Source organism: Oliverpabstia intestinalis (genome assembly GCF_009696065.1).
Classification (GTDB): Bacteria; Bacillota; Clostridia; order Lachnospirales; family Lachnospiraceae; genus Oliverpabstia; species Oliverpabstia intestinalis.
Genome location: NZ_VUMS01000002.1, coordinates 89,483 through 101,562, shown reverse-complemented (window position 1 = coordinate 101,562; position 12,080 = coordinate 89,483). Strand labels below are relative to the sequence as shown.

Genomic DNA, 12,080 nt, shown 5'->3' with positions numbered 1-12,080 from the left:
TAACTATAATAATATTAGTATGATGCAGGAGGAAAGCAGCGTGGAGGAAAAAGACATATCAAGAGCAGTCATCAAACGTCTTCCCCGATATTATCGATATCTGGGAGAACTGATGGAAGATGGGGTAGAAAGAATCTCGTCCAATGAGTTGAGTGGGCGGATGAAAGTGACAGCTTCTCAGATCCGACAGGATCTTAATAATTTTGGTGGATTCGGACAGCAGGGATACGGATATAACGTTAAATATCTCCATTCGGAAATTGCAAAAATCCTGGGGCTGGATCGCACACACAATATGATTATCGTAGGTGCCGGTAATCTCGGTCAGGCACTTGCCAATTATACACAGTTTGAAAAACAGGGATTTAAAATTGTCGGGATTTTCGATGTGAATCCGGTCATGCAGGGAGTTTCCGTGCGCGGCATCGAAATCCGTATGATTGACGAACTTCCTGAGTTCGTGAAGGATAATCATGTAGAGATTGCTACTCTGACCCTGCCGAAAGCCAAAGCCCTTGATATGGCAAAACTGCTGGTGGATGTGGGAGTAAAAGCCATCTGGAATTTTGCCCACACAGATCTGAATCTTTTTATGCCGGAGGATGTGATCGTGGAAAATGTGCACCTTTCTGAAAGCCTGATGCGACTTTCCTACAATCTGAGCCGTTTTGAAAAAGATCATAAACAGGAACAAGGCAAAATTTAACAACAGCAAGGCTGCTGCCAACAGAGGGCAGCAGCCTTTTATTTACGTGAGCAACGACCGAAACGGAGTGTAGAGGCCGCGATAACCATGAGAAACTCGCAGAGCGTGTTTCTCATAGTTTTACAGAAAGTGAGATCATAGCTATGCAGATTTTAGTAACAGGAAAACAGATGAAGCAGCTTGACCAGTCTACGATTAAGCAGATGGGCATTCCTTCTCTGGTTTTGATGGAACGGGCAGCAATGGCGGTATTTGACTGTCTGAAGCAACATTTTCCACTGAAAAAAACATTGGTTGTATGCGGTTCCGGCAATAACGGAGCAGATGGCGTTGCAGTTGCAAGACTTCTGCATCTGGCAGGATATCCGGTAGATCTTTATCTCGCCGGAAATCACACATCCTTCACCGAAGAAATGCACATTCAGTGGCAGGCAGCTAAAAATTATCAGGTATCGATAGTCAACAACTGCCGGTTTTCTGAATATACTACTATTGTAGATGCACTTTTTGGTGTCGGATTATCCAGAGAATTGTCCGGAAAATACCAGGCTCTGGCAGAGAAAATCAATGCTTCCGGCATTCCGGTTCTTGCGGTGGATATTCCATCCGGCATCCATGCAGGCACGGGACAGGTTATGGGCACTGCCATCCGGGCAACCGAAACGGTCACCTTTGCATACCGTAAGCTTGGGATCAGTCTGTACCCTGGATCCGTCTATGCCGGACATATTCAGGTGAAAGATGTTGGCATCTACGGTGCATCCGAAGGCGTTTTTTCACTGGATAACAAAGATGTTTCCTGGCTTCCTGCGCGGGATCCTGCCGGCAACAAAGGAACTTTCGGAAAAATCCTGCTGATAGCCGGAAGCCGTAATATGAGCGGGGCAGCTTACTTTTCTTCGAAAGCGGCACTTTTAAGCGGTGCCGGGATGGTCCGTATCCTGACGGATGAAAGCAACCGTATCATCCTGCAGCAGCAGTTTCCGGAAGCCATGCTTTCGGTTTATGAACCTTCCATGACACCGGATGAACTGTCAGAAATTGTTAGAAAAGCTATGGACTGGGCAGATGTGGTTGCTGTTGGTCCGGGGCTTTCTACTTCCAAAACAGCGGAGAACTTGTTGCAAACAGTATTGACATTCCGTCAAAGCAAGCCTATAGTCATTGATGCAGATGCTTTAAATCTTCTGGCAAAACGAAAAGATCTGCAGGCACAGTGCGATGCTGCCTGCATCCTGACCCCTCATCTCGGAGAAATGAGCCGGCTGGCAGAGTGTACGATCAGTGATCTGAAAGTACATCCGCAGAAGTTTATGGATGTATTTTATAACAACTGCTCCTGTACTCTGATCATGAAGGATGCGCGAACCTGGATTCGAACCGCAGACGGAAGCTTTTTCCTGAATCTGACCGGCAACGATGGGATGGCCACCGCAGGTTCGGGTGATGTTTTGTGTGGGGTAGTTGCAGGATTGCTTGGACAGGGAATGAACCCTTCCAAGGCGGCACCATTTGCGGTATGGCTTCACGGGCTTGCCGGCGATCAGGCCGCCTCTGCCAAAGGAGCCCGTTCCATGAAAGCTACAGATATTCTTTCCGGTCTTGAAGCACAGCTGCAGAAAATGGACAGTCAGAATTGAACATACAGGAGAAAATAAATTATGAAAAAAAACAGTCGGGTCTATGCCGCCATCCATCTGGATGCGCTGGAACAAAACCTGGAAAACATGAAAAAAAATCTTACACCAGGAACCAGGATGATTGGTGTGATCAAAGCCAATGCTTACGGTCATGGAGCAGTTCCTGTGGCACATCTTATGGAAGGAAAAGACTACATCTGGGGATATGCGGTAGCCAATGTACCGGAAGCCGAAGAACTCCGCGATGCCGGTTTAAAAAAACCTATACTGATCCTCGGTTATGTCTTTCCGGAAGATTATCAGACACTGGTGAAACTGGATATCCGTCCGGCAGTGTTTGATTATGAAACAGCTGAAAAGATATCTCAGGAGGCTCAGAAAGCAGGTAAAGTACATCCGATCCATCTGGCATTTGATACCGGTATGACACGAATCGGTTTTCGTCATCCCAAAGAAAGCCTTCCTGAGATCCTGCGGATCAGCAAACTTCCGGGAATTACGATCGAAGGTGCGTTTACTCATTTTGCAAGAGCAGACGAACAGGATCTGACCTCTGCCCATCAGCAATTCGCAAACTATCAGGAATTTCTGACTTTGCTGGAAGAAGCCGGTATTCGGATTCCGATCCGTCACTGTAACAACAGTGCAGGAATCCTCTGGCACCGTGAGGGTGATCTCGATGCCGTACGTCCGGGAATTACACTTTATGGTATCGCACCGTCTGACGAAGTCGTTAATCCGGGCGTGGCACTGCAACCGGTAATGGAACTGAAAAGTCATATTTCTTTCGTAAAAGAAGTGGAAGCAGGAGTAGCAGTAAGTTATGGCGGAACCTTTGTCACAACCAGAGATTCTACAAGGATCGCAACCATTCCGGTCGGTTACGCGGACGGTTATCCACGATCCCTCTCCAATAAGGGATACTTACTGATCAACGGAAAGAAAGCACCGATTATCGGCAGAGTCTGTATGGATCAGTTCATGGTTGATGTGTCTGACATTCCGGAAGCAGTTCGCGGAACAGAAGTAACATTACTCGGAACTGACCACGGCAGCACGATCACCGCAGAAGAACTGGGTGATCTGTCCGGTCGTTTTTCCTACGAACTGATCTGCTGTATCACAAAGCGTGTACCGAGAATCTATCTGTAAAATCATCCATGTGTAATGATTCAGTACCTTCACTGTTATAGAAATACTTTACGGATTACTACCTGCCGAATAGCGAACATCCATCGATAAATTTCTTATATACCTGCATACACCGGATAAACAAGGAAATACTATAGATGTCAGAAATTTCTGACAGAACATAGGAATCGGAGTGTGGAGAATGTGAATATAAGAAGAGGAGATATTTATTATGCGGATCTTCGTCCGGTGGTGGGAAGTGAGCAGGGAGGGATCCGTCCGGTACTCATCATCCAGAACGATATCGGGAACAAACACAGCCCGACAGTGATCTGTGCTGCCATTACTTCCAAGATGAATAAAGCCAAACTGCCTACGCACATCGAGATCAACGCATCTGCTTACGACATTGTCAGGGATTCCGTCATTCTTCTCGAACAGCTGCGCACCATTGATAAAAAAAGGCTGAAAGACAAGATCTGTCATCTGGATCCGGAAGCCCTTGCAAAAGTAAACAAAGCACTGAAAATCAGTCTGGAACTTCCTACATAACATGGAGTTGCTTGACGAATAAATAGTAAGGTGATATACTTTTTCGGGCATAACTGTGTGCTTATGCCTTATGATCTTAATAATACGCACAGAAAAAAGGAGTGTATATGGATAGTAGTGATAATCCGGTCGCCGGGTGGATGTTATTTCTGCTGTTTATAGTAATCAACAGTATTTTTTACGGATTCGGTTCCGCGATCCAGAACCTCAATGAAAATGAGATAGAAGACAAAGCGGAACAGGGAGACAGAAAAAGCAAACTTCTCCTTCACATTATGAATGCCCCTGGATCACTGATTCAAACCGTACAGTTTTACCATATGTTGTTAAGCTTTCTGGTAGGTTATGTACAATTGAAAAGCATTATGAAGACAGTATCTATCAGTCTTTCTGCTACCACTGCAGGTGCCTTTTTCACAGAAAACCCCGGAAAGATCATACTGTGTATACTGGTACTTTTTGTGGATCTGATTTTACTGTCCACTTTCGGCATTCTGGTACCAAAAAGAATCTGCTCTCGTCATGCAGCAGCTTCCGCTTATCGGATGGTACATATGGTGCAGGCAGGAATTATTCTGGCCTGGCCGATTACAAAATTGATGGAACTTTTAACCAATCTCACCGTACGCCTGTTTGGTATTGATCCGAATCACACAGAAGATGATGTAACAGAAGATGAAATCATTGATCTTGTAGATGAAGCCCATGAACAGGGTATCATTCAGGAGAGCGAAGCGGAGATGATCCAGAATATCATGGAATTCCATGATAAATCAGCAAAAGATATTATGACTCACCGGAAAAATATCAATGCGCTGGACGATACTACCCTGCTGAAGGATGCCATTGTATATATGTCGGAACACAGTAATTCCCGTTATCCGGTATACCATGAAGATATCGATAATATTGTTGGATTTATCCATATCAAAGATGCCATGGAACATCAGAATCGGGCAGAATATGAAGCCAAAAGCCTGATGCAGATTCCAAAGCTGGTTCGTTCCGTCGCTTATATCCCGGAAACCCGTGGAATAGATTCTCTCTTTCAGGCAATGCAGACGAAAAAAATCCATATTGCAATTGTTGTCGATGAATACGGGCAGACCGCCGGGCTGGTAACGATGGAAGATATTCTGGAAGAGATTGTAGGAAACATCTTCGATGAGTATGACGAATCCGAAGAATTTATCCAGCCACAGTTCGACGAAAGTATTCTGATGGATGGTCTGACACCACTGGATGATGTGGAAGAAGTCCTGGGTATCGACCTTGGTGATCATGCTTTTGAAACCTTAAACGGATATCTTACTTCACTGCTGGGGCACATTCCGACAGCTGAAGATAAAGAGATAAATGCGAATGGATATTGTTTCCAGATTCTTTCTGTTGAGGACAATATTATTCAAAAAATAAGAGTAGAAAAAATACAATAGAAAAAGGAGTTTATATTATGTCAGGACATTCTAAGTTTGCCAATATCAAACACAAGAAAGAAAAGAATGATGCAAAAAAAGGAAAAATCTTTACAATTATCGGCCGTGAGATCGTAATTGCCGTAAAAGAGGGCGGTCCGGATCCTGAAAACAACAGCAAGCTGCGTGATGTCATCGCAAAAGCAAAAGCAAACAACATGCCGAACGATACCATCGAACGCGGTATCAAGAAAGCAGCCGGTGATGCCAACGCCGATAACTACGAAATGATCACCTATGAAGGCTATGGTCCGAACGGTATCGCGATCATCGTAGATACCCTGACCGACAACAAAAACCGTACTGCTGCAAACGTAAGAAGTGCCTTCACAAAGGGAAGCGGAAACGTTGGTACTCCTGGATGTGTATCTTTCATGTTCGATAAAAAGGGTCAGATCATTGTTGCAAAGGAAGACTGCGAGATGGAAGCTGATGACCTGATGATGATGGCTCTGGATGCCGGTGCAGAAGACTTTTCCGAAGAGGATGACTGTTATGAGATCATCACCGATCCGGACGATTTCTCCACTGTCCGTGAAACTCTGGAAAAAGAAGGCGTGATAATGGCAGAGGCAGAAGTTACCATGATTCCGCAGAATTATGTGGAACTAACAGATGAAACTGCTGTTAAAAATCTGCAGAGAACTCTGGATCTTCTGGAAGATGATGATGATGTACAGGCTGTATATCATAACTGGGACGAATAAAACAACAATATTTTACGCCGGGCATGGTTTCCCATGTCTCCGGCGTATTTTTTTGTCCATAACTGTCCATACTGATTGGGAACACTGACAGTTCACAGAAAGTAAAAGGAGATGCCGAATATGGACAAACAGGAAACGAAACAAAAGCTACAGCCAAAAGCAGAACCGATAGATAACGCTGTACCCCTGGAAAGCCGGATTCATCTGCTCACCATCATCGGAGAAGTGGAAGGGCATGAATCTCTGGGAGATCGTACCAAATCCACCAAATATGAAGAAATTCTTCCGCGGCTTGCTCTGATTGAAGATGATGAACAAATTGAAGGAATCCTGATTCTTCTGCACACGGTAGGCGGTGACGTGGAAGCCGGACTTGCTATCGCAGAGATGATCGCATCACTCAGCAAGCCAACCGTATCACTGGTTCTGGGAGGCGGGCATTCCATCGGTGTTCCTCTTGCCGTCTCTGCTGATTACAGTTTCATCGTCCCAAGCGCGACCATGGTTCTTCATCCCGTGCGCACAAATGGTATGTTCATTGGTGTTATGCAAACCTATCGTAACATGGAAAAAACCCAGGACAGAATCACCGGTTTTATCGCCGCGCATTCCGATATCACTCAGCCACGTCTGGAAGAACTGATGCTTGATACCTCTATGCTGGTCAAAGATGTCGGAACCATGTTAGAAGGAGAGGATGCTGTCAGAGAAGGCCTGATCAACGAGATCGGTGGTATCCGGGAAGCACTGAATAAGCTAAAAGAACTGATGAAGAAAAACATATAGTTGTTCTGCCGATCGATTCGTGTTAAAATGAGGAGACAGATAAGTTTATGTATTCGGAGGAACAAGGCTATGAAACGTTGTACAGAGTGTGCGCTGTTATTTGAAAACAGCCTGACTCACTGTCCACAGTGCGGACGACTTCTTGTCAAAGATAAAAAAAGTCCCCGCTTTTTTGTAATTACCGTACTTGCCATTACCCTGGCAATACTTTGCGGAGTTCTGATTTCTTTTTCTCCAATCATGGCTGCTTAATTTCTAAAAGTTCAGATTTTCATCCGAAAAGAGCGACGGGAGATTGTATCTCCCGTATTTTTATGATATAATAATATTTTGATGTAAGAGAAGCATACAAATAAACAATAAATGAGGATAACCATGAGTTTTTTTGACGCCATGATTCTGGGAATTGTCCAGGGGCTTACGGAATTTTTGCCGGTGAGCAGTTCCGGCCATCTGGTCATCTTAGAAAATTTATTAAATATCCGAACAGATACCGATGTACTTTTTCATGTGTTGCTGCACTTTGGTACACTGATCGCTATTTGTCTGGTTTTTAAAAACGATCTGTTCCGTATGTTGGTGGAAACCATACATATTTTTCAGGATCTGACTGCCAATTTTAAAATATATATTGATAATAAAATGCATAGTGCACAGACAACACCCTATCGCAAGATTCTTTGTAACAATTACCGCACCATGGTTGCGATGATCCTGATTTCTACAATACCAACCGGTATTCTTGGATATCTGCTGCAGAATCTTGTTGACCGGTGTAGTTCTTCCCTTTCGGTCACCGGACTTGGTCTGCTTATCACTGCAGTTGTACTGCTCGTAGTTGACAACTGGCAATTGGGGAATAAGCTGCCAAAACATATTACAGTTCCTCAGGCTCTCGCTATCGGCGTATGTCAGGGAATCAGTGTGATTCCCGGAATTTCCCGTTCCGGTATCACTATAATCGCCGGATTTTTATGCGGTTTCCGCCGCGGTTTCGCCATTCGATATTCTTATCTTGTATCGATTCCGGCAATCCTGGGTGCTATGATTCTTGAATGTGGAAAACTGGAATCAAAATCTGTCACCTGGTCTCTTGGATTCAGTTATACAGCAGGTATGCTCACCGCAGCTGTCGTCGGATATTTTTCCATTCGATTTATGCTGGCTTTTATAAAGAAGAAAAAACTTCGCATTTTTTCCATCTATTGTTTTATCATGGGGATTCTTGCGATCGTCTGTTATTTTGTGTAGAGCATATCAGATAAGGGGAGGAGATAACATCTATGCCGTCAACGGGGACACGAAAAAAAAAGAGTACTGCCGGAAGGAAAACAACCCGTAAAAAAACACCTTCCGCTAAAAAGCGCCAGAAACAGGCGTATAACCGGGAGCTGGTTACAGAAATCACGATCTTGATCACACTGGCTGTTTCCGTACTGCTGGTGATCAGCAATTTTGATATCGGTGGAAAAGTAGGAACTGTTATCAGTCAGTTTTTTTTCGGACTGTTCGGCTGGATGGCCTATCTGTTTCCGGTAGTTCTGTTTATGGGAACTGCATTTGCTATCGCAAATTATGACAATGACCTGATGTCTCGGAAACTCTGGGGTGTCGCACTGGCATTCTGGTGTCTTACTACACTGATTCACCTGTTTACTCTCGGCTGTCTGAAGGGAGATACGGTAAGCGGATATTATACTTATTGTTCACAGCACAAAACCGGCGGTGGAATCATCGGTGGTGCAACAGCAAAGTTTTTATGTGTTTCCTTTGGTACTGCAGGTGCTTATGTGCTGATGTTTATTTTTCTGATCATCTCTGTGATCATTATCACGCAGCATACGGTTCTTGCGCCATTAAAGAAAACCGGTGAAAAGGTATATCAGGAAGCACTTGAAAATCACGCCCGTCGAGTAGAAGAACGTGGGGTGTTTGCACTGGAAGAGACGAAGCTGCCAAAAGAAAACAATACTGTTCCGGAAAAAGAAAACGCGAAAGAAAATATAAAAAAAGAAAAACAAAAGCAACGGGAAGAACGCAGACTGGCCCGTGAAGCCGCAAAAGCAAACGCGACTTCTCCCGCCATGCCGGAGATTCATATCGAACGTCCTGCACCTGCCCCTGTCCCTGAAGAACCTGTCAATGCCATCCGGCAGGAGCTTCCGTTTGATGTACAGGAATTAAAACCTGTTACAAGCGACGAAGTACAGGCAGACCCGGATATATCAAAAGAGCAGGATACTGTTACAGAATCTCATACGGAAAAAGCCACCCGTAACAGAAAGCCGCGTTCCTCGCAGGAAGAGATAGCAAATGGGATAGAAAATATTCAGCAGGAAATCGCCAGAGAACCTGCAAAAAAAGAATATGTTTTTCCGTCGGTTGATTTTCTGAAACGAGGCGATCGAAATGCATCCGGAGATTCTGACGACCATCTGCGTGAAACTGCCATGAAATTGCAGACAACTTTGCACAATTTTGGTGTAAACGTAACCATCACCAATGTAAGCTGCGGGCCAACTGTGACCCGATATGAATTGCAACCGGAACAGGGTGTCAAAGTCAGTAGAATTGTAGGACTGGCAGATGATATCAAGTTGAATCTTGCAGCTGCCGATATTCGAATCGAAGCACCGATCCCCGGAAAAGCAGCTGTCGGAATAGAAGTTCCAAACGCTACCAACAGTCCGGTTATGCTTCGGGATCTGTTAGAGACAAAGGAATTCCGAGAATTTTCATCTGAACTTGCATTTGCCGTCGGTAAAGATATTGGAGGAAAAACAGTTGTCGCAGATATAGGTAAGATGCCCCATCTGCTGATTGCCGGTGCTACCGGATCCGGTAAATCCGTGTGTATCAATACTCTGATCATGAGCATCATCTATAAAGCCAGACCCGATGAAGTAAAGCTGATCATGATTGACCCGAAAGTAGTGGAGTTAAGTGTCTATAATGGTATTCCACATCTGTTCATTCCGGTAGTCACTGACCCGAAAAAAGCTGCCGGCGCATTGAACTGGGCTGTGGCAGAAATGACTGACCGCTATAACAAATTCGCAGAATACAACGTTCGTGACCTGAAAGGATATAATGCGAAAGTGGAGCAGCTGGCTGATATAGAAGACGAAAACAAACCTCAGAAACTTCCAAAGATCGTGATCATTGTAGACGAGCTGGCAGATCTTATGATGGTAGCTCCTGGCGAAGTAGAAGATGCGATCTGCCGTCTGGCTCAGCTGGCCAGAGCAGCCGGTATTCATCTGATCATTGCTACACAGCGACCATCCGTCAATGTCATCACAGGACTGATCAAGGCAAACATGCCATCCCGTATTGCTTTTTCTGTATCTTCGGGTGTGGATTCGAGAACGATTTTGGATATGAATGGAGCAGAAAAACTTCTGGGAAAAGGAGATATGCTTTATTATCCACAGGGATATCAGAAGCCGGTACGATTGCAGGGAGCTTTTGTATCAGATAAAGAAGTGGGAAAAGTTGTGGAATTTCTCACAGACAATCATCAGACGGATCAGGTATATGACAGTAAGATCACTGATATGATGAATGCTTCTCAAAGCAGCACTTCCGGATCAGGTTCCGGACAGGATCTGGATGCTTATTTCGTAGATGCAGGAAAATTTATCATTGATAAAGACAAAGCTTCTATTGGAATGTTACAGCGTATGTTCAAGATCGGCTTTAACCGGGCTGCCCGCATAATGGATCAGTTATGTGAAGCCGGTGTCGTAGGTCCGGAAGAGGGGACGAAGCCACGAAAGGTTCTGATGTCGATGGAAGAATTTGATACTTATATTGAAGAATGTTTATAACATATATTTTTTTAAAGGAGAATAAAAATGAGATGTTCAAATTGTGGAGAGCCGATTGAAGAAGGACGACTTTTCTGTTTGAATTGCGGTCAGGAAGTACAATGGGTTCCTGATTATGATTCCTTTGGCGATTATATGGTTCAGGAAAAACTGAAAAAAGAAAAAGAACAGGCAGAAGCCGCCGCTGCCAGAAAGCGTGCAGCGATCGCAGCTGAGAACCGCCGTCGAAAAAAAGCGAAGAAGAAACGGATGATCCTGGTATCTGTCGCCGGTGTTCTTGTTCTGGTTGCTGCCGGTCTGTTTTTCAAACTTGGTATGGACAAAAAAAATTACAACGATTTTGATTACCAGATCCGCATGGCAGATACTGCATTTTCCAATCACAAATACGAAGAAAGCTATAAATTTGTAGAGCGTGCTGTCAGTCTGGATGATTCGGACGTTGATGCAAAACTTCTTCTGGCACAGGTACAGGTTAAGCTGGAAAAGACGGATCAGGCAATCAAAACGCTTCAGGATGCTATTCGTCTGGAACCGGATAACCAATCCGCTTATAATCAGCTCATCAAAATATATATGGAAAATGATCAGCCCGATGAAGTGAAAAATCTGCTGGACAGCTGTGATAATGATGACATACTGAATAAATTTTCTGCTTATATCAGTAAGAATCCGGTATTCAGCCTTCCAGAGGGCAGCTATGACGAGCCGAAAACTCTTTCTTTATATTCCAAAGAGGACGAAGATCAGATTTATTATACCACCGACGGAACAGATCCGACTTCCTCAAGTAATCTGTATACCGACAGTATTGCACTCAAAGAAGGTCAGACCATTATCAAAGCGGTTACAGTGAACAAAAAGGGAATTACAAGCGATATTGTCAGCAAAACATACACGATTGCTTACGAAGCTCCTGACCCGCCACAAATTTCTCCGTCATCAGGAAGCTTTACCACGGACATGGATACCAATATCTATATCATTGTTCCAAAAGGATGCAGAGCATATTATGCATTTGACAAAAAACCAACGATTGCCGACGAACTGTATCAGGAAGATCAGCCTGTAAAGATGTTAAAAGGAACACATACTTTCTATGCGATTCTTGTCGACGAACACAATAAAGTCAGCAGTCCGGGCAGCGCAATCTACAAACTTACAGAAGCCAAATAGAAGCTATTGATTTTTCTACATTTTTATGGCAAAATAGACAGAGGATTATAACACGTTACCCTATGAAATTGTGCCGT

General features: G+C 44.2%; 11 protein-coding genes. All 11 read left to right on the top strand.

Annotation, left to right across the window (positions count from 1 at the left end; all coding sequences use genetic code 11):
* Positions 1 to 40: 40 nt before the first annotated feature.
* The 11 genes from FYJ57_RS01370 to FYJ57_RS01320 all read left to right on the top strand — a co-directional run bounded on the left by FYJ57_RS01370 (position 41) and on the right by FYJ57_RS01320 (position 12,003).
* Positions 41 to 706 (top strand): redox-sensing transcriptional repressor Rex, encoded by a 666-nt coding sequence (locus tag FYJ57_RS01370; protein ID WP_022172452.1) that lies wholly within the window; start codon positions 41 to 43, stop codon positions 704 to 706.
* A gap of 143 nt (positions 707 to 849) precedes the next feature.
* A complete protein-coding gene (locus tag FYJ57_RS01365; RefSeq protein WP_154431242.1) occupies positions 850 to 2,346 on the top strand; it encodes an NAD(P)H-hydrate dehydratase in 1,497 nt (498 codons plus the stop codon).
* A 21-nt stretch (positions 2,347 to 2,367) separates the two neighbouring features.
* Positions 2,368 to 3,498 (top strand): alanine racemase, encoded by a 1,131-nt coding sequence (gene alr / locus FYJ57_RS01360; protein ID WP_022172454.1) that lies wholly within the window; start codon positions 2,368 to 2,370, stop codon positions 3,496 to 3,498.
* A gap of 183 nt (positions 3,499 to 3,681) precedes the next feature.
* Entirely contained in the window at positions 3,682 to 4,029 is a 348-nt protein-coding gene (locus FYJ57_RS01355; RefSeq protein WP_022172455.1) for a type II toxin-antitoxin system PemK/MazF family toxin, read from the top strand.
* A 107-nt stretch (positions 4,030 to 4,136) separates the two neighbouring features.
* Entirely contained in the window at positions 4,137 to 5,465 is a 1,329-nt protein-coding gene (locus FYJ57_RS01350; protein WP_154431240.1) for a hemolysin family protein, read from the top strand.
* Positions 5,466 to 5,482: 17 nt separating this feature from the next.
* Complete coding sequence (locus FYJ57_RS01345; protein WP_154431239.1) at positions 5,483 to 6,211, top strand: YebC/PmpR family DNA-binding transcriptional regulator; 729 nt, start codon at positions 5,483 to 5,485, stop codon at positions 6,209 to 6,211.
* 120 nt (positions 6,212 to 6,331) lie between these two features.
* A complete protein-coding gene (locus tag FYJ57_RS01340; protein ID WP_022172458.1) occupies positions 6,332 to 6,997 on the top strand; it encodes a ClpP family protease in 666 nt (221 codons plus the stop codon).
* Positions 6,998 to 7,066: 69 nt separating this feature from the next.
* Positions 7,067 to 7,249, top strand: a complete 183-nt coding sequence (locus FYJ57_RS01335; protein ID WP_022172459.1) for a hypothetical protein — start codon at positions 7,067 to 7,069, stop codon at positions 7,247 to 7,249.
* Between the two features lie 123 nt (positions 7,250 to 7,372).
* Positions 7,373 to 8,248, top strand: coding sequence for an undecaprenyl-diphosphate phosphatase (locus tag FYJ57_RS01330; protein ID WP_154431237.1), 876 nt, complete (start codon positions 7,373 to 7,375; stop codon positions 8,246 to 8,248).
* A gap of 32 nt (positions 8,249 to 8,280) precedes the next feature.
* Complete coding sequence (locus FYJ57_RS01325; RefSeq protein ID WP_154431236.1) at positions 8,281 to 10,827, top strand: FtsK/SpoIIIE family DNA translocase; 2,547 nt, start codon at positions 8,281 to 8,283, stop codon at positions 10,825 to 10,827.
* Between the two features lie 27 nt (positions 10,828 to 10,854).
* Positions 10,855 to 12,003: a chitobiase/beta-hexosaminidase C-terminal domain-containing protein gene (locus FYJ57_RS01320; protein ID WP_154431235.1), complete on the top strand. Its 1,149-nt coding sequence runs from the start codon at positions 10,855 to 10,857 to the stop codon at positions 12,001 to 12,003.
* Positions 12,004 to 12,080 lie beyond the last annotated feature (77 nt).